Annotated in this window: 18 protein-coding genes; 5 read left to right on the top strand and 13 right to left on the bottom strand. The window is 71.7% G+C overall.

Translation table 11 applies throughout. The features are described from left to right. Positions 1-2 precede the first annotated feature (2 nt). The 8 genes from ACFXMF_RS18170 to ACFXMF_RS18135 form a co-directional block, all read right to left on the bottom strand. Positions 3-518 (bottom strand): YceD family protein, encoded by a 516-nt coding sequence (locus tag ACFXMF_RS18170; RefSeq protein ID WP_360310666.1) that lies wholly within the window; start codon positions 516-518, stop codon positions 3-5. A gap of 264 nt (positions 519-782) precedes the next feature. Beyond that, positions 783-1,712: a cell division initiation protein gene (locus ACFXMF_RS18165; RefSeq protein ID WP_360310668.1), complete on the bottom strand. Its 930-nt coding sequence runs from the start codon at positions 1,710-1,712 to the stop codon at positions 783-785. Between the two features lie 108 nt (positions 1,713-1,820). Next, positions 1,821-2,303: a pantetheine-phosphate adenylyltransferase gene (gene coaD, locus ACFXMF_RS18160; protein ID WP_360310669.1), complete on the bottom strand. Its 483-nt coding sequence runs from the start codon at positions 2,301-2,303 to the stop codon at positions 1,821-1,823. 60 nt (positions 2,304-2,363) lie between these two features. After that, positions 2,364-2,933 (bottom strand): 16S rRNA (guanine(966)-N(2))-methyltransferase RsmD, encoded by a 570-nt coding sequence (rsmD, locus tag ACFXMF_RS18155; RefSeq protein WP_360310671.1) that lies wholly within the window; start codon positions 2,931-2,933, stop codon positions 2,364-2,366. Positions 2,934-3,157: 224 nt separating this feature from the next. Continuing rightward, positions 3,158-3,739: a hypothetical protein gene (locus ACFXMF_RS18150; protein ID WP_360310673.1), complete on the bottom strand. Its 582-nt coding sequence runs from the start codon at positions 3,737-3,739 to the stop codon at positions 3,158-3,160. Beyond that, positions 3,736-4,287 (bottom strand): RNA polymerase sigma factor, encoded by a 552-nt coding sequence (locus ACFXMF_RS18145; RefSeq protein WP_360310675.1) that lies wholly within the window; start codon positions 4,285-4,287, stop codon positions 3,736-3,738. Before ACFXMF_RS18145 ends, ACFXMF_RS18150 begins: the two co-directional genes overlap by 4 nt. A gap of 85 nt (positions 4,288-4,372) precedes the next feature. After that, the gene (gene recG / locus ACFXMF_RS18140) at positions 4,373-6,634 is read right to left on the bottom strand and encodes an ATP-dependent DNA helicase RecG (RefSeq protein WP_379989190.1); all 2,262 of its coding nucleotides are present in this window, start codon (positions 6,632-6,634) and stop codon (positions 4,373-4,375) included. A gap of 58 nt (positions 6,635-6,692) precedes the next feature. Continuing rightward, positions 6,693-8,357, bottom strand: a complete 1,665-nt coding sequence (locus ACFXMF_RS18135) for a DAK2 domain-containing protein (protein ID WP_379989189.1) — start codon at positions 8,355-8,357, stop codon at positions 6,693-6,695. Positions 8,358-8,602: 245 nt separating this feature from the next. On the opposite strand from ACFXMF_RS18135, the gene rpmB reads away from it, so the two are divergent. Next, positions 8,603-8,788 carry a 50S ribosomal protein L28 gene (gene rpmB / locus ACFXMF_RS18130; RefSeq protein ID WP_079026714.1) on the top strand — a complete coding sequence of 62 codons (186 nt, stop codon included), beginning with the start codon at positions 8,603-8,605 and terminating at the stop codon, positions 8,786-8,788. 124 nt (positions 8,789-8,912) lie between these two features. Here the strand turns inward: rpmB and thiD are convergent, their stop codons facing one another. Both thiD and ACFXMF_RS18120 read right to left on the bottom strand, forming a co-directional pair. Further along, positions 8,913-9,713: a bifunctional hydroxymethylpyrimidine kinase/phosphomethylpyrimidine kinase gene (thiD, locus tag ACFXMF_RS18125; protein WP_360310681.1), complete on the bottom strand. Its 801-nt coding sequence runs from the start codon at positions 9,711-9,713 to the stop codon at positions 8,913-8,915. A 46-nt stretch (positions 9,714-9,759) separates the two neighbouring features. Further along, the gene (locus ACFXMF_RS18120; protein WP_360310683.1) at positions 9,760-10,710 is read right to left on the bottom strand and encodes a thiamine-phosphate kinase; all 951 of its coding nucleotides are present in this window, start codon (positions 10,708-10,710) and stop codon (positions 9,760-9,762) included. 180 nt (positions 10,711-10,890) lie between these two features. Here ACFXMF_RS18120 and ACFXMF_RS18115 point away from each other — a divergent pair, with 180 nt between their 5' ends. Both ACFXMF_RS18115 and ACFXMF_RS18110 read left to right on the top strand, forming a co-directional pair. Beyond that, on the top strand, positions 10,891-11,127 hold the full coding sequence (locus ACFXMF_RS18115) for an Lrp/AsnC ligand binding domain-containing protein (protein ID WP_360310685.1): 237 nt from the start codon (positions 10,891-10,893) through the stop codon (positions 11,125-11,127). Between the two features lie 44 nt (positions 11,128-11,171). Further along, on the top strand, positions 11,172-11,681 hold the full coding sequence (locus tag ACFXMF_RS18110; RefSeq protein WP_360310687.1) for a DUF3515 family protein: 510 nt from the start codon (positions 11,172-11,174) through the stop codon (positions 11,679-11,681). Between the two features lie 497 nt (positions 11,682-12,178). Here the strand turns inward: ACFXMF_RS18110 and ACFXMF_RS18105 are convergent, their stop codons facing one another. From ACFXMF_RS18105 to ACFXMF_RS18095, 3 genes are all read right to left on the bottom strand, one after another. Then, entirely contained in the window at positions 12,179-13,321 is a 1,143-nt protein-coding gene (locus tag ACFXMF_RS18105; RefSeq protein WP_360310689.1) for a D-alanine--D-alanine ligase family protein, read from the bottom strand. 270 nt (positions 13,322-13,591) lie between these two features. Then, on the bottom strand, positions 13,592-14,587 hold the full coding sequence (locus ACFXMF_RS18100) for an NAD(P)H-dependent glycerol-3-phosphate dehydrogenase (RefSeq protein WP_360310691.1): 996 nt from the start codon (positions 14,585-14,587) through the stop codon (positions 13,592-13,594). After that, positions 14,584-15,504, bottom strand: a complete 921-nt coding sequence (locus ACFXMF_RS18095) for a lysophospholipid acyltransferase family protein (protein ID WP_360310693.1) — start codon at positions 15,502-15,504, stop codon at positions 14,584-14,586. Before ACFXMF_RS18095 ends, ACFXMF_RS18100 begins: the two co-directional genes overlap by 4 nt. Positions 15,505-15,757: 253 nt before the next feature. Between ACFXMF_RS18095 and cofC the strand changes: the two genes are divergently transcribed. Further along, entirely contained in the window at positions 15,758-16,477 is a 720-nt protein-coding gene (gene cofC, locus ACFXMF_RS18090) for a 2-phospho-L-lactate guanylyltransferase (protein ID WP_360310695.1), read from the top strand. Positions 16,478-16,524: 47 nt separating this feature from the next. Then, on the top strand, positions 16,525-16,737 hold the full coding sequence (locus ACFXMF_RS18085) for a hypothetical protein (protein WP_360310697.1): 213 nt from the start codon (positions 16,525-16,527) through the stop codon (positions 16,735-16,737). Positions 16,738-16,820 lie beyond the last annotated feature (83 nt).

Below are 16,820 nucleotides of genomic sequence, written 5' to 3'. Positions count from 1 at the left end.
GGCTACTTCTCCTGGTTCTCGTCGGCGCTGGACGCGCCGTCAACGTCGGCTTCGGCGGAAGGTCCGTCGAAGATGTTGGTCAACTTCGCCCACCGGGGATCGGCGAGCTCGTGACTGTGGTCGGGGTCCTCCGCGAGCAGTGCTCCGCATTCGGAGCACAGACCCGGGCAGTCCTCCCGGCACAGCGGCGAGAGCGGCAGTGCGAGCACCGTCGCGTCCCGCAGCACCGGCTCCAGGTCGAACAAGTCGTCCGTGAGCCGGAAGGCGTCCTCGTCGGCGTCCGCGTCCGGGTAGACGTACAGCTCCTGGAAACGCACCGTGAGCTCGCGCTCGAGCGGTTCCAGGCACCGGACGCACTCACCGGTCAGCGGCACCTGTGCGACGCCGGTGACCAGCACACCCTCCATGACCGCTTCCAGTCGGACACCGAGCTGGATGGGGGCACCTTCGGGAGCGCCGATCACGTCTGCCACGCCCATGTCCACCGGGGCCGGCACGGAGCGGGACACCTTCAGCATGGATCCAGGCCGACGCCCCAGCTCGCGTGTATCGACGACGAGCGGCTTGCGGTGATCCAAGCGGTCCAGGATGTCCTACCTCATGCAGTGCCACCCCCCGGGTCGCGGGGGGCTTCGATGGTCAGGGTGCCGACCCTCGGGGCACGCGGAAAACACGCCTCGGGCAGGGTCGGTCCGTAAGAGTATCGCAGCCGGCGCGCCAGGCCCCAAACGGGGCCATTCGAGCGGCACGTTTCGATCGCCGGGCCCGCTCGCGCGAGCGGGCTACTGCCGACCGCCGTCCTGCTGGAACTGGCGGACGTCGATCAGACTCGTGTCGAAGAAGCTGGTCTCGTCCAGCGACTGCGCGTACTGGGCCTGCGGGTCGTAGGCGGGCTGCTGCCCGGTGCTCGCCGGAGTGTGCTGGGCCGGGTTGTGCTGCGCCGGGTACTGCGGCTGCCCGTGCTGATCGTACTGCTGCATGTCGTACTGACCCTCGTAGCCACCGGCGTAGCCGTTGTCCGGGCCGGTGCCCTGCGCGTAGGCGGGCTGTCCGTAGCCGGGCTGCGCATAGGTGTCCTGGCCGTACGGGCCGGCCTGCGCGGGCACGGTCGGCGCGGTGGGCGGCGCGGCCGGGTACTCCGGGGCGGGCGGCGCGGCGAAGGTCTCCTCGTGGCCGTCGAGCTGGGCCTGGAGGCTGCCCGGACGGCCCTTGGCCTGGGCGTCGGCCAGCTCCTGCGCCTGCATGTACTCGCCGAGCTCGTCGGACGGGCGGCGACCGCGCATCTTGTCCCGGCCCCGGCCGATCGCGCCGAGCGTCTTGGTCAGCACGACCTCGAAGTTGGCCAGCTTCTGGTCGACGTAGTCGTCGGCTTCCTCGCGGATGCGCTGGGCCTCGCGCCGGGCCTCGGACAGGATCCGGTCGGCCTCGCCGTACGCCTCGCGGGCCACCTCGGTGTCGGCGATCAGCGAGCCGCGCTCCTCGCGCGCGTTGGCCAGCACCCGCTCGGCCTCGCGGCGCCCCTCCTCGATGACCGACTCGCGGTCGCCGAGCACTCGGCGGGCGTGGTCGAACTCGGCGGGCAGCAGGTTCTTGAGTTCCTCGAGCCGGGCCACCACGTCCGCACGGTTGACCACGCACGACGCCGACATCGGCATCGAGCGCGCGTTCTCGACCAGAGCGATCAGTTCATCGAGCTTGGGCTGCACGTCCACGGGCTTGCTCTCTCTCCTCAAACCGACGGTAGCCGTCGTGTTCGCCGGCATCGCGTGACGGACCGACTCGCCGCGGGCGGTCGGCCCGACAACGAGGCACGTGCCGCGTCAGCCCTGCGCGAGCCGCTCGGTGAGCCGACGTAGCACCGTCTCCGGCACCAGGCCGGACACGTCGCCTCCGTACGTCGCGACCTCTTTGATGAGACTCGACGACAGAAAGCTGTAGAGGGGGTTCGTCGCGACGAACAACGTCTCCACTTCGGTAAGACCGTAGTTCATCTGCGCCATCTGCAACTCGTAGTCGAAGTCGGTGACGGCCCGCAGACCCTTGATGATGGCCGGGATCCCGCGTTCCCTGCAGAAGTTGACCAGCAACCCCTCGAAGGCCTCGACCTTGACGTTCCGGTACTGCTCGACCACCTCGTGGAGCATCTCGATGCGTTCCTCGATGGTGAACAGACCCGAGCGCTTGGCACGATTGAAACCGATCGCCACGTAGACCTCGTCGTACAGGCTCGACGCCCGTCCGATGATGTCCAGATGGCCGTTGGTGACCGGGTCGAACGAACCGGGGCAGACGACTCGACGCAACGGAGGTTCCCCTCGAAATCGGGTGCCGACGGGTCCGGGCCCGATGGCCCGCCCGCCTGGTCAGGCTTGCGCGGCGCGACCGTACCAGAGCGTTCCCTCGCCGTAGCGACGGGATCTGATCTCGGCGAAATCGGCGGGCCACGCGAATGGCCCACCACGAGTGGCCCGTTCGACCACGATCAGCGCCTCGGGCGCCAACCAGCCGTGTTCGGCCAGTGCTTCGAGCAGCGCGCGCACGTCACCGTCGGTGACCGCGTACGGCGGATCGAGGAAGACGACGTCGTACGGCTCCTCGACGCAGGGGATCGCGGCCGTCTTCTCCGCGCGGGCCGACCGCAGCTCCGCGCCGGGCAATGCGACGAGGCGGATGTTCGTGCGGATCGTGTTCGCCGCCCGGGGGTCGGACTCGACCAGCAGCGCCCGCGTCGCGCCGCGGGACAGCGCCTCCAGGCCGACCGCGCCGGAGCCCGCGAACAGGTCGAGCACTCGGGCGCCGTGCAGGTTGCCGCGCAACGAGCGAAGGGTGGAGAACAGTCCCTCGCGGGCCCGGTCCGAGGTCGGCCGGGTGTTCTCGCCGGGCGGGGTGGTCAGGCGTCGGCCGCCCGCCGCCCCGGCGATCACCCGGGTCATGCGCGTGCTCGCGGGCGGTGGGCGGGCTCGTGGGCGGCGCTGCGGGCGGGCCCGGCGTACGTATCCGGCATGGGGTCAACGCTATCGACTGGTCGCGGCCGACGAAATCCGGGCCGAGGTACGGTGCGCGACGCCTCGTTCACCCAAAGACACCGGCAGGTCGCCCGCAGCGAACCGTCACGTCGACGGCAACGGCACGGGCGACTTGCGTTCGCCCGCCGCGTTCAGAAGGAACAGTCCGGTACCTCGGCCTCGTTGCGGGTGCGCACGCCGGGCAGCCAGCCCTCGGCACCGGTGCCCAGGACCACCACCCGATACCAGTGCTTGGACCCGACGCCGGTCTCGTCGGTCACCCGCGGACCGTCCGCGCGCAGGCAGACCAGGAGCAGCCGGTCGCCGTGCCAGACCCGATCGGCCAGATCGGCCGTCCGCGACGACAACCTCGCCTCCTTGAAGACGCCGAGCGAACACTCGATCGTGCGCAGCTCGCGGCACGGCACCTCGGAGTTGAAGACCTCGCTCTGCACGCTGACCGCACGCGCGGCGGGCGGCCTGGGGGTCGGCCGGTCGACCGGGTCGTGCCGGCCGGCCAGGAAGGCACCCAGGCCGACCACGGCGACCACCAGCACCGCGGCGAGCACCACCGCGAACGCGCCGCGCCACACCGGGCGCGGTGCGGGCCGGCGCAGCACCCGCAGCGCCAGGCCGGGCGGTTCGACACACGCGGCGTCCGCGTCGCGCAGCCGGGTTCGCAGTTCGGCGACCGCGACGTCGGGGTCGTCGACATCGGGGGGCAACGGGTTCACCGGGAGACTCCTTCGTGTCGATCCCGGCGGCGGAACCGTCCGGTGGGGCCGCCCAGACCGACCCGCAGCCGGGTCAGGGCACGCTCGCGTGAGCGGGACACCGTCCCCCGGTGCACGCCGAGGATCTCGGCGGCCTGATCGATCGTGTATCCGTCCAGGTCGACCAGGAGCACCGCGGCGGCCTGTTTGGCGGGCAGCGAGCCGAGCATCCGTACCGCCTCCCACTCGGCCTCGCGCCGGGCGATCGCGTCGTCGCCGGCGCCGGACCGGGCCCGCTCCGCGGGCTCGGGCGGTTCGGGCAGCAACACCTGGCGGCTGCGGACGCGCCACATGTCGCGGGTGACGCTGACCAGGGCCCGGAAGGCGTAGGCGTAGGGCTCGGGATGGCCGAGCAGCCGGTCGGGTCTGCGGGCCAGCTTGAGGTACGTCTCGTGCACCGCGTCCTCGGCGCTGCCCTCGCCGGCGAGCAACACGGCCCGTCGATACAACCGAGGGAGCAACCCGCAAAAGAGCGCGTCGAAGCCCTGGTCCCCCGTACGTGCGTCCATGGCCCATTGGTAACCAACCGACGAGCTGTTCCGCGTGCTCCGAACGGGTGAGCCGTGGGGGCGCGCGGGAGCGGAACGAGGGCGGTCAGCCCTTGTCGAGGTACTCCGCGCGCTCGTCGTCCAGGATGCTGGCCAGCGCGCTGCGCAGGTCGTGGTGCTCGACCAGGTCCGGATCGTTCGCCACGATCGTGCTCGCCTCCTCGCGAGCGGCCACGATCAGTTCCTCGTCCCGGACGACCTCGAGCATGCGCAGCGACGAGCGCGAGCCGGACTGCGCGTCGCCGAGCACATCGCCCTCGCGGCGTTGTTCGAGGTCGATCCGGGACAGCTCGAATCCGTCCAGGGTCGCCGCGACCGCGTCCAGGCGTTCGCGCGCGGAGGTGCCGCCGGGCATCTCGCTGACCAGCAGGGTCAGGCCGGGAGCGCTGCCGCGGCCGACTCGGCCGCGGAGCTGGTGCAGTTGGGAGACGCCGAACCGGTCGGCGTCCATGATCACCATCGCGGTCGCGTTGGGCACGTTGACGCCGACCTCGATCACCGTGGTGGCCACCAGCACGTCCAGTTCGCCGGCGGTGAAGCGGCGCATCACGTCGTCCTTGTCGTCCGGCGCCATCCGGCCGTGCAGCACCGCGATCCGCAGCCCGGCCAGCGGACCGGCGGTCAGCGCCGCGGCGACATCGAGTACGGCCAGCGGCGGTCGCCGCTCCTCGCCGTCCGCGGCGTCCGCGCCGATGTCCTCGGGGTCGTCCAGGTACGCCTCGGCGGGCAGGTCCTCGGCCGGTTTCGCGGCCTTGGCCTTCTTCTTGGCCTTCTTCTTCGCCTTCGGGTCGTCCTCCTCGTCGCCGATCCGCGGGCACACCACGTAGGCCTGGTGGCCGTTCTCCACCTCCTCGCGCACCCGCTGCCACGCGCGGTCGAGGAAGTGCGGCTTCTCCTTGGCCGGGACCACGTGCGTGGCGATCGGCGATCGGCCGGACGGGAGCTGGGCCAGGATCGAGGTCTCCAGGTCGCCGAACACGGTCATCGCCACCGTGCGCGGGATCGGCGTGGCGGTCATCACCAGCAGGTGCGGCGGACGTTTGCCCTTGCCGCGCAGCGCGTCGCGCTGTTCGACGCCGAAGCGGTGCTGCTCGTCGACCACGACCAAGCCCAGGTCGTGGAACCCCACCTTGTCCTCGATCAGCGCATGCGTGCCGATCGCGATCCCGGCCTCACCGGTGACCAGGTCCAGCAGCGCGGCACGGCGCGCGGGCACCCCCATCGAGCCGGTGAGCAGGGTGACCTTGGTGCCGATCTCCGACCCGCCGAGCATCCCGGCGCCCTCGGCCAGCGGTCCGAGCATCTCCACGATCGACCGATAGTGCTGCTGCGCGAGCACCTCGGTCGGCGCCAACAACGCGGTCTGTCCGCCGGCGTCGACCACGGTCAACATGCCCCGCAGCGCGACGAGCGTCTTGCCGGCCCCGACCTCCCCCTGGAGCAGGCGGTGCATCGGATGTTCGGTGGCCAGGTCGGCCTCGATCTCGGCGCAGACCTCCTTTTGCCCGTCGGTGAGTTCGAACGGGAGGCGGGCGTCGAAGGCGTCCAGGATGCCGTTCGCGCGGCGCGGGCGGGCGACCGCGGACAGCGCCCGCGCGTCCCGACGGCGGCGGGCCAGGGCGATCTGCAGGACGAACGCCTCGTCCCACTTGAGCCGGTCCTTGGCCGCGGTGACGTCGTCCCACGAGGCCGGCCGGTGCACCTGGACGAGCGCCTCGGCCAGTCCCGGCATGCCGCGCCGCTCGCGCATCTCGGCGGGCAGCGGGTCGCCGACCGCGCCCAGCGTGTCCAGCGCCATGCCCACACACTGCGCGATCTTCCAGGACGGCATGTTGGCGGCGGCCGGATAGACCGGGATCAGCGCGCCGGCGAACAGGTTCGCCACACCGTCCTGATCGTCCTCGCCGACCAGTTGATAGTCGGGCTGGCTGAGCTGGATCACGTTGTTGAACCGGCCCACCTTGCCCGCGAACAGGCCGCGCCGGCCCGGGCGCAGTTCCTCCTCGCGCCACGCCTGGTTGAAGAAGATCAGGGTGAGCTTGCCGCGCCCGTCGGTGACCTCGACCTCGAGCAGGTTGCCGCGCCGATTGCGGAACTGCCGCTTGGTCACCTTGGCGATCTCCGCCATCACGGTGACGTGTTCCTCGGGCTCCAGGCGGGAGAGGTCGGTCAGGCGCCCGCGCTCCGCGTAGCGCCGGGGGTAGTGGCGCAGCAGATCTCCGACGGTGTCCAGCTTGAGGGATTTGGCCAGCACCGTCGCCGTGCGGTCGCCGACGAGTTTCTTCAGCGGTTCGTCAAGGCGCGACATGCCGCCCAACGGTACTGGTCGACGCTGTCATCGAGGCCGCCCAAGCGCCGAGTCGCCGCTACTCGACCCCGATGAGCAGCGGATACACCTCCTGGCCGCCCTCGTAGACCATCACGTCCACGCCGAGCCGGGTGGCCCGCAGGTGGCGCTCGATCGCGGCGGCCAGGCCCGGCGGGCAGGCGCTGCCGGTGACCAGGGTGACCAGTTCGCCGCCGCCCGCGAGCATGCGGTCCACCAGCACGGTGCCGGTCTCGCGTTGGTCGTGGCCGATCACCGCGATGTCGCCCTCGATCACGCCGAGCACGTCGCCCGCCTGGCAGACGCCGGCCATCGTCCAGGACTCGCGCACGGCGACGGTGAGCGCGCCGTAGCGGGTGGCGCCGGCGGCCGAGGTCATCCCGACGATGTCCTGGTCGAAGCGCCGGCCGGGTTCGTGCACGGCGAGCGCGGCCAAGCCCTGTACGGCCGCCTTGGTCGGGATCACCTGGACCCGGATGCCGTGCGCCTGGGCCTGCTGGGCGGCCACCCCGGCCACCGCGTGGCAGTCGGCGTCGTTGGGCAGCAGCACCACCTCGCGCGCCTCGGTGCGCCGGATCGCGTCGACCAGGACCCCGGTGGAGGGCCGCCGGCCGGGTCCGGCCTGTACGACGTGCGCGCCGTTCTCGGCGAACAGCGTGGCCAGGCCGCCGCCCTGGGCGACCGCGACGATCCCGCGCGTGGGGGTGGGCTCGGGCGCGGTGAGGCCGGCGAGGGTGCGCTCCAGGTGGGTGATCCGGATCCGGTACGGCCGGCCCGCCTCGATGCCCGCCTCGACCGCCGCGCCCGCGTCGTCCACGTGCACGTGCACGTTCCACAATCCCTCGCCGCCGACCACCACGAGCGAGTCGCCGAGCGCGCCGAGCCGCTCGCGCAGTGCCGGCAGCGCGTGGTCGGGCGCGTCCAGCAGGTAGATCACCTCGAAGCCCGGGCCCTCGGTCGAGGTGTCCGGCCCGTCCGGTGCGGCGAACGGGACCGGCACCGGGGTCTGCACCTGGTGCGGGTGGATCCGGTACGCCGAGCGCTCGCCGGTCACCACCGCGAGCAGCGCGTCCAGGAGCACGGTCAGGCCACGCCCGCCCGCGTCCACCACGCCCGCCCGGCGCAGCACGTCCAGTTGCTCGGGGGTGCGGGCCAGGGCGCCGCGCGCCGCGGTCGCCGCGGCCCGGACCACCGGCCGAAGCTCCTCGCCCGCGCCGGCCGCGGCGTCGGCGGCGGCCCGGGCCACGGTGAGCATGGTGCCCTCGACCGGCCGGGCCACCGCGGCGTAGGCGGCGTCGGCGGCGGTGCACAGCGCGTGCGCCAGGGCGAGCCCGGCGGGCACCGCGCGGCCGCTTTCGAGCGCGGCGACCTGTTCGGCCTCCAGGCGCTCCGCCATGCCGCGCAGGAGTTGGCTGAGGATCACCCCGGAGTTGCCGCGCGCGCCCATCAACGCGCCGTGCGCCAGCGCCCGGAAGGCGGTCGGCAGGTCGGGCTCGGGCAGGTCGCGAACGAACAGCGCGTCGACCTCGGCCGTTCCCGACTCCAGGGTCAGGAACAGGTTGGTGCCGGTGTCGCCGTCGGGGACGGGATACACGTTGAGGGCGTCGATTTCCTCGCGCGCTCGCCCCATCAGTTCCAAGGCGACGCGACCCCAGCGGCGTACCGCCGGACCGTCCAGCTCTCCCAGCAGGCCCTGCACGCCCACCTCCTGTACGAATCCGTCTCTGCGCGTCCCGTCCGCCGGTCACGTTATCGAGACGGGGAGCGGTGAAGCGGCCCACCCGGATGGGTTAGGCTTGGCGGGAAGCATGACGAGATCGGCTGATTGCGTATGCCCGGATCATCCCGGGTTCGCGCATCGCATGGTTCGTCGGTTACTCTTCTGCGGTTGTCCGGCATTCGGCCGGCACGTGTTCGTACGCAATTCCCATTCGTCTTTGGAGTGTTCCCGTGGCTGCCAACTGCGACGTCTGCGGCAAGGGGCCGGGCTTCGGCAACAGCATTTCGCACTCTCACCGCCGGACGCCCCGTCGCTGGAACCCCAACATCCAGACGGTGCGCGCGATGGTCGGTGCCACGCCGAAGCGCCTCAATGTCTGCACCTCTTGCATCAAGGCGGGCAAGGTTTCCCGCTAGTTGCTCGACTTCGAAGGGCCGGTCCACCTCACGGTGGACCGGCCCTTCGGCTTGTCCGGCGTGCCCGCCCGTCGAGTGAACCGGGACCCGTCGCCCGAGGCGACGAGTCCCGGCCCCCTCCGGGTCAGAACCCTTCCCGCCACCGCCACGCGTGATCGACCGGCCCGATCCCCTCGCCCAGCGGGAAGCCGGCCCGGATCGCGCCGGTGACGTATTCCTTGGCCGCGGCGACCGCGTCCGGCACCGTGTCGCCCAGGGCCAGCCGCGAGGCGATCGCGCTCGCCAACGTGCAGCCGGTGCCGTGGGTGTGCCGGTTGTCATAGCGCGGGCTGGTGAACCAGTACTCACGCGTCCCGTCGAACAGCAGGTCGGCGGCCTCTCCTTCGAGATGACCACCCTTGACCAGGACCCAGCGCGCACCGAACGCCCGCACCGCCTCGGCCGCGCCGCGCATGTCGGCCCGCTCGCGCACCTTGTGCCCGGTCAGCAGCTCGACCTCGTACAGGTTGGGCGTGACGATCGTGGCGACCGGGAGCAGCCTGCTGCGCAGGGTCTCCAGCGCGTCGTTCGCCAGCAACGTGTCGCCGTGCTTGGAGGAGGCCACCGGATCGACCACCACGGGCGCGGACACCTCGGCCAGCAGCGCGGCGACCACCGCCACCAGGTTCGGCGAGGCCAGCATCCCGGTCTTGATCGCCTGTACACCGATGTCGTCCACGACACTGCGGAACTGCGCCCGCACCGCCTCCGCGGGCAGTTCCCAGTAGCCCTGCACACCGAGCGAGTTCTGCGCGGTCACCGCCGCGATCACGCTCATCCCGTGTACGCCGTGGGCCAGCATCGTCTTGAGGTCGGCCTGGATCCCGGCGCCACCGCCGGAGTCGGAGCCGGCCACCGTGAGCACGCGCGGAGGAGTCTGCACCATCCCGGCAGCCTATCCACGCCGCCCGCACCCTCGGCGTGCGCGCCCCTCAGCCCCGGTCGAAGTGGTCCCATCCGCCCGCCAGGCCCGGGTCCCGACCGTCCACGGTGACGCCGGTGCCGGCGTGTACGCGGCCGATCACCCGCCAGCGCGCGGGCAACGCGGTGCCCGCCGGGAAGGTGGCGACCAGGGCGTGGTCCTCGCCGCCGGTGAGCACCCAGTTCAGCGGGTCGGCGCCCAGCGCCCGGGCCACATCGCGCATCTGGGCGGGCACGTCCAGCCGGGCGGTGAGGATGTCGATCCGCACGTCGGAGGCGCGCGAGACGTGGCCCATGTCGGCGAGCAGGCCGTCGCTGATGTCGATCATCGAGGTCGCGCCGAGCATCGCCGCACCGGGACCGGCGTCGTAGGGCGGCTCGGGCCGGCGGTGTGCCTCCACGAACGCGCGCGGCGCGCGGTGCCCGTGGCCCAGGATCGCCAGCCCCGCCGCCGACCAGCCCAACCAGCCCGCGACCGCGAGCACGTCGCCGGGACGGGCCCCGGAGCGGACCACCGGCGCCCGGCCCTGGAGGTCGCCCAGCGCGGTCACCGCGACGGTGACGGTGTCGCTGCCCACGACGTCGCCGCCGGCGACGCCCGCGCCGACCACCGCGCATTCGTCGCGCAGGCCGTCGTACAGCTCCAGCGCCCACCCGGTGGGCAGGTCGCGCGGGCCGCACAGACCGATCAGCAGCGCGGTGGGCACGGCGCCCATCGCCGCCACGTCGGCCAGATTCTGTGCGGCGGCCTTGCGGCCGACGTCGTACGCGGTGGACCAGTCCCGCCGGAAGTGTCGCCCCTCGACGAGCAGGTCCATGGTGGCCACCACCCGCCCGTCGGCGGCGGCGATCACGGCGGCGTCGTCGCCCGGCCCCAGGGACACGTGCGGCCCCGTCGGCACGCGGGCGACCAGTGCCCCGATCAGGCCGAATTCGCCGAGATCGCCCAGCGTCCCGCTCATCGCCGCTCTCCTGCCATGCCCATCAGCCTTGATCCGCCTCGTCGCCCGTGTTGAGCTGTGATCCGTCACCCGTGATCCATCGACTTCCGCTGTGGTCGCCGAAGCCCCACCGGGCCGACAATGGTCGCAGCAGCGGGGATCACGTCAAGATCCCATCATCCTGCGCGCCGGGAGGCCGTGGTGGTACAGGCATACATCCTGATCCAGACCGAGGTCGGCCGTTCGGCTGCGGTGGCCAGAGCGATCGCCGAGTTGCCGGGGGTGACCAGAGCGGACGACGTCACCGGCCCCTACGACGTGATCGTGCGGGCCGAAGCCCCCGATGTCGACCAGTTGGGTCGCATGGTGGTCGCCGAGGTGCAACGCATCGACGGCATCACCCGCACCCTGACCTGTCCGGTGGTCAACCTGGGCTGACCCGCGAACGTGGTCCGACGCACGGGACATCTAGGATCGAGCCCGTGCGTTCCTCTCGAATCCTCGCCGGACTACTCCCGGTCACACTGTCGCTGGCCGTGGCGTGCGACAGCGGTTCGGGCAACATCGAGGTCGCGGCGCCGACTCCGCCACCGGGCGCCGCGACCGACGCGTGTCGCGCCCTGCACGACGCACTCCCCGCGAAGGTGATGGACGCCGAGGCCCGCAAGACCTCGCCGAAGTCCACCCTGACCGCCGCCTGGGGAAACCCGGCGATCGTGCTCCGCTGCGGCGTGGGTCTGCCCGCCTCGCTGCGCGTGGTGGACCCCGACAAGGTCGGCTCCGAACCCCGCGACTCGGTCACCGTCAACGGCGTGATCTGGAACTTCGCGAAGTACGCCGACGGCGTCCGCTTCACCACGGTCTACCGCGAAGCCAACGTCGAAATGACCGTCCCCAAAAAATTCGCCGAACCGGCCGCCCCCCTCACCGACATCGCCGAAGCGGTAACCCACGCCGTCCCCACCACCCTGAACCTGACCGAACCCGACTGACCCCCACCACGTCAGCGCCCCCACCCCAGCCAAGACCTCGTAGGCCCCGCCCACCCACCACACCCCGGGCGCGTCAGCGCCCCCGAGACAGGCAAGCCGCGCGATCGACGCGCGCAGCGCGGAGAGCGGCGGAGCCGCAAAACAAAGACTTCGTGGCCCGGAGCGAAGCGCAGGGACACGAAGTCACGAGCGAGGGGCCACTTTTTGCGGAGGAGCGTCAGCGGGGGAGCAAAAAGTGGTGCCTCGCGAGCCGGCGCCGAAGGCGCCCAATAAAGAGCAACGCCGCATCGCCGAAAGCCGCCCACCCCGCCCGCTCCGCTCACGACCCCGGCCCGGTCAGGGAGTTGAGCCCGCGTCGTGGGCTTCCCACCTCGCTCCACTCACGACCCAGCTCCGAACACCGCCCCCGCCCAACGACCCAGCCACTCAAACCCCAGGTGGGCCGGCCTCACCAAACCCCGACCCACCCCTACCTACCTACCAACCAACCCGCCCAACTAACGCAGCAAAGCGTTGGGCCGTCGCAACGCTGCCTGAATCAGGCGGTCAACCAGCTCGGCATAGTCCACGCCCGTCGCCTGCCACATGCTCGGGAACATCGATACCGGGGTGAAGCCCGGCATCGTGTTGACCTCGTTGATCACGAAGTGGCCGTTCTCCAGCAGGAAGAAGTCGACCCGGGCCAGCCCCTCGCAGGACAGCGCCTCGAAGGCGGCGACCGCGAGCCGCTGCACCTCGGCGGTCTCCTCCTTGGTCAGCGACGCCGGCACGTCCAACTGGGTGCCGTTGTCCGGCAGGTACTTCGCGGCGAAGTCGTAGAACTCGTGCTCCCCGCCGACCCGGACCTCGGCCGGCAGGCTCGCGCGCGGCCCGTCCTCGAACTCCAGGACGCCGCACTCGATCTCTCGCCCGACCAGCATGCCTTCGACGATCACCTTGGGATCGTGTCGGCGGGCCTCCTCGATCGCCGCGTCCAGGTCCTCGATCCGGTGCACCTTGGTGATGCCCATGCTGGAGCCGGCGCGGGCCGGTTTGACGAACACCGGGAAGCCGAGCGAGGAGACCGCCTCGCGCACGGCGGCCGGGTCGCGCTCCCATTCCCGCGGGCGCACCGTGGCGTACGGGCCCGACGGCAGGCCGAACCCGCTGAACAGGGCCTTCATGTACTCCTTGTCCATGCTCGCCGCGCTGGCGAGCACGCCGGACCCGACGTACGGGACCTGGGCAAGTTCCAGGAAGCCCTGGAACGTACCGTCCTCGCCGTAGGGGCCGTGCAGGAGCGGGAAGACCACGTCGATCTCGCCGAGCAGCTTGGGCAAGGCGCCGGGTTCGAGCACGGTGATCTCGCGCGACGTGGGGTCGGCGGCAAGCATGACGGCCGCGGACGAGTCCGCGACATCGGCCACCGCGGGCAGCCGGTCGCCGCGGATCGCCAGCCGTTCGGGATCGTCACCGACGAGCAGCCAACGCCCGTCGGTGCCGATGCCGATCGGCAGCACGTCGTACTTGGAGCGGTCGATCGCGGCCAACACGCTCCCTGCGGTGACGCAGGAGATCGCGTGCTCGGAGCTGCGGCCGCCGAAGACGACCGCGACGCGGGGGCGCGAACTGGGGTGGGGGGTGGCGGAAACGTCGTTCATGGTCGGACGACCCTATCCCTCCTGCTGTTCGAATGCGCCGAGGCCCGCCCGGCACAGGCATCGAAGTCACCGAACCCACACGGCACTCGGCCCCGATCCGACCGCGCCGCGACCGAACGAACCACCGACCGAGCCGGACACCGCGACGCCCCCGGCCGCTCCCCCGGCGCGTCGGCGCCCGCGGACTCGATCGTCGACCGATGATCGACGAACCCGCGAGGAGAACGGCCGGAGGCCACCGGCGGCACGGCCACCACCGCGCGCAGCGCCCTAACGCTCCGGCTTCGCCGAGCGGGAAAGCAGCGCCATGCCGACCGACGGCGGCTTCCCGCCGTGCATGATCGAGACGACCACGTCGGTGATCGGCATCTCCACCCCGTACCGCCGCGCGAGCAGTTGCACGGATTCGCAGGACTTGAAGCCCTCGGCGATCTGTCGGCTGTCCCGTACGGCCTCCTCGATCGGCATGCCGCGGCCGATCTTCTCGCCGAACGTGCGGTTGCGCGACAGCGGCGAGGTGCACGTGGCCACCAGGTCGCCGAGGCCGGCCAGGCCCGCGAAGGTGTGCGCGTCGGCACCCATCGCCGCGCCCAGTCGGGCGGTCTCGGCCAGCCCTCGGGTGATCAGCGTGGCCTTGGTGTTGTCGCCCATGCCCATGCCGTCGGCCATCCCGACGGCGAGCGCGATCACGTTCTTGACCGCCCCGCCGAGTTCGGCGCCGACCACGTCGGTGTTGGTGTACGGGCGGAAGTAGGACGTGTGGCAGGCCGCCTGGAGTCGCCGGGCGACCTCTTCGTCGACGCACGCCACCACGCTCGCGGCGGGCTGGCGCTGGGCGATCTCGGGCGCCAGGTTGGGCCCGCTGACCACCGCGATCCGGCCCTCGGGCACGCCGGTGACCTCGCGGATCACCTCGCTCATCCGGTTGGCGGTGCCCAGTTCGACGCCCTTCATCAGGCTGACCAGGATCGCCTCGTCGGAGAGCAACGGCGCCCACGTGGTGAGGTTGCCGCGCAACGTCTGCGACGGCACCGAGAGCACCACGAACTCCGCGCCCTCGGCCGCCTTCGCCGCGTCCGTGGTGGCCTGGATCCCGACCGGCAGCGCGATCCCGGGCAGGTACTCGTCGTTCTCGTGCCGCACGTTGATCGCGTCGGCCATCTCCTGGCGCCGGCCCCACATCACCACGTCGCAACCCGCCTCGGCGAGCACGATCGAGAAGGCGGTGCCCCAGGAACCCATGCCGAATACCGCGCAGCGCGTCATGCGCGGCCATCCTCGGTGTGCTCGGTCCCGGCGCGCTCGCCCACCGGGTGCTCGGTCTCGACCTTCGCGGTGTCCTTGCGCGCGGGCTCGGCGTGGCTCGGCTCCGGCCGGGCGACCTGCTCGACCAGGCTCTTCTCGACCGAGCCCGTCTTGATCAGGTCGTGCTCGACCGGGTCCGGCTCGACCGGCTCGATCCCGGCCTCCGACCGGCGGCCGGACACCCGACGCACGCCGGCGTCCGGCGGGGCGGGCTCGTCGCGCAGCTCGGCCAACAATTCGGTCACCGCCTCCATGATGCGATCGGTCGCCCCGCGCAACACGTCGGAGGTCAGTTCACGGCCGCGGAACTCGTCCAGGTCCACCGGCGGGCCGGCCAGTATGTGCATGGTCTTGCGCGGCAGCAGGCGCGGGCGCTTGCCGTACGGCGGCAACAGCTCGTGTGCGCCCCACTGGGCGATCGGGATGACCGGGGCGCCGGTGCTCAGCGCGATCCGGGCCGCGCCGGTCTTGCCCGGCATCGGCCACAGGTCCTTGTCCCGGGTGATGGTGCCCTCCGGGTAGACCGCGACGCACTCGCCCTTCTCGACCGCCTCCACCGCCGCGCGGAACGCGAGCGCGGCATCGGCGGAGTCCCGATAGACCGGGATCTGGCCGGCGCCGGCCAGCACCCGGCCGACGAAGGGAATCTTGAACAGGCCGGATTTCGCCAGGAAGCGCGGCACCCGGCCGCTGTCGTACTGATAGTGCGCGTAGGTCAGCGGGTCGACATAGGAGATGTGGTTCACCGCCGTGACGAACCCGCCCGACGTCGGGATGTTCTCGGTGCCCCGCCAGTCACGCTTGGTGAACAGCAACAACAGGGGCTTGATCACCACGACCGCCAGGCGGTACCAGAAACCGATCCTTCGGCGGGCCACCGGCGTTCCTCCCGTTCATGTGTTTCAGATCTGTGCGTGTCGACGCGGAAGTCCCGCTGTGGAGTTCCGCTGCCGTGTCGCTCCTCACACAATCGACGTTCCCCGCGAGAAGCGCGGAACATCGATTCTGACGGAACATCGATTCTGTACACGCGGACCCCATAGTTTCCCCCGGGCCTTCCGCATTGTCGAGAAACGTCCTCGTCGACCGACGAGGATATGGGCTTACGGTACGGATGCGAGGATCTTGCCGATGTCCCCCGCCACGGATTCCACCGATCGGCGCCGGCCCGCCGGAAACGGTCGCACCGCACCCTCCGGCACGCGCGCGTGGCGGCTCGTGGTGCCGGTGAAGCCGTTGTCGATCGCCAAGAGCCGCCTCGCCGGCACGATCGGTCCCGGCCATCGCCCCGAACTCGCCCTCGCCTTCGCGCTCGACACCGTGCGGGCGGCGCTGACCTGCCCGCGCGTGCACGGTGTGCTCGTGGTCACCGACGACGTCCGGGTCGCCGGCGCGATCCGGGCGCTCGGCGCGGACGTACTGGCCGACGTCGGCGGCGGCCTGAACGCCGCGCTCGCGCACGGGGCCCGGTCGGCCGGCGCGGCACGACCGCGGACCGGGGTGGCCGCGCTGTCCGCCGACCTTCCGGCTTTGCGGGCCGAGGAGTTGGATCGGGTGTTGGCCGCCGCGACGTTCGCGCGGCGGGCCTTCCTGGCGGACGCGGCGGGGGTGGGCACCACGTTGCTGACCGCCGCGCCGGGAGTGTCGTTGGCGCCCGGCTTCGAGGGTCGCTCTCGGGCTCGGCACCTGGCCTCGGGAGCGGTCGAACTCACGCCCTACGACGTGGATTCGGTGCGCCGGGACGTGGATACCGGCGAGGATCTGCGGGCCGCGATCGCGCTCGGCGTCGGCACGGCCACCGCCGCGGTGCTCCCGTCCGTGCCGTTTTCGCCTCGGGCCGCCGCTTCCTGACGCCGCGTCGGATCGGCGGGCGGCGCGGCAGCCGTCACAATGAGGGCATGCAGGGCACCGTGTATACCTTCGAGACCGATTCGCGAGAGGGCGTCGTGCTGCTCGACGACGGCTCTCCCGTGCCCTTCGACGCGGCGGCGTTCGACGCCGGCGGAATGCGCTTCCTGCGGCCCGGCCAACGGGTGCGGATGACCATGGACGCGACGGGTGATCGAGTGGTGCTGGTGACGCTGTACACGTTGCCTGATCCGCTGCGCTGAGTTCGACGCCGGCGCCCGGCGACCGCACCGACCCGTGATCGGGACACGGCGACGGGCCGGAACCCACGCGTGTGGGTTCCGGC

Origin of the sequence: Embleya sp. NPDC059213, from assembly GCF_042754445.1 — a bacterium.
Taxonomy (GTDB): domain Bacteria; phylum Actinomycetota; class Actinomycetes; order Streptomycetales; family Streptomycetaceae; genus Embleya.
The sequence above is the reverse complement of the archived record's forward strand: the minus strand, read 5'-3'. Positions and strand labels throughout refer to the sequence as shown.

Excerpts from the sequence above, each read along its gene's own strand:
- ACFXMF_RS18145 (WP_360310675.1), bottom strand. The coding sequence starts at position 4,287 with ATGGACGCACGTACGGGGGACCAGGGCTTCGACGCGCTCTTTTGCGGG.
- recG (WP_379989190.1), bottom strand. The coding sequence starts at position 6,634 with ATGTCGCGCCTTGACGAACCGCTGAAGAAACTCGTCGGCGACCGCACG.
- ACFXMF_RS18100 (WP_360310691.1), bottom strand. The coding sequence starts at position 14,587 with ATGACGCGCTGCGCGGTATTCGGCATGGGTTCCTGGGGCACCGCCTTC.
- thiD (WP_360310681.1), bottom strand. The coding sequence starts at position 9,713 with ATGGTGCAGACTCCTCCGCGCGTGCTCACGGTGGCCGGCTCCGACTCC.
- rsmD (WP_360310671.1), bottom strand. The coding sequence starts at position 2,933 with ATGACCCGGGTGATCGCCGGGGCGGCGGGCGGCCGACGCCTGACCACC.
- ACFXMF_RS18105 (WP_360310689.1), bottom strand. The coding sequence starts at position 13,321 with ATGAACGACGTTTCCGCCACCCCCCACCCCAGTTCGCGCCCCCGCGTC.
- ACFXMF_RS18170 (WP_360310666.1), bottom strand. The coding sequence starts at position 518 with ATGCTGAAGGTGTCCCGCTCCGTGCCGGCCCCGGTGGACATGGGCGTG.
- ACFXMF_RS18085 (WP_360310697.1), top strand. The coding sequence starts at position 16,525 with ATGCAGGGCACCGTGTATACCTTCGAGACCGATTCGCGAGAGGGCGTC.
- cofC (WP_360310695.1), top strand. The coding sequence starts at position 15,758 with ATGTCCCCCGCCACGGATTCCACCGATCGGCGCCGGCCCGCCGGAAAC.
- ACFXMF_RS18120 (WP_360310683.1), bottom strand. The coding sequence starts at position 10,710 with ATGAGCGGGACGCTGGGCGATCTCGGCGAATTCGGCCTGATCGGGGCA.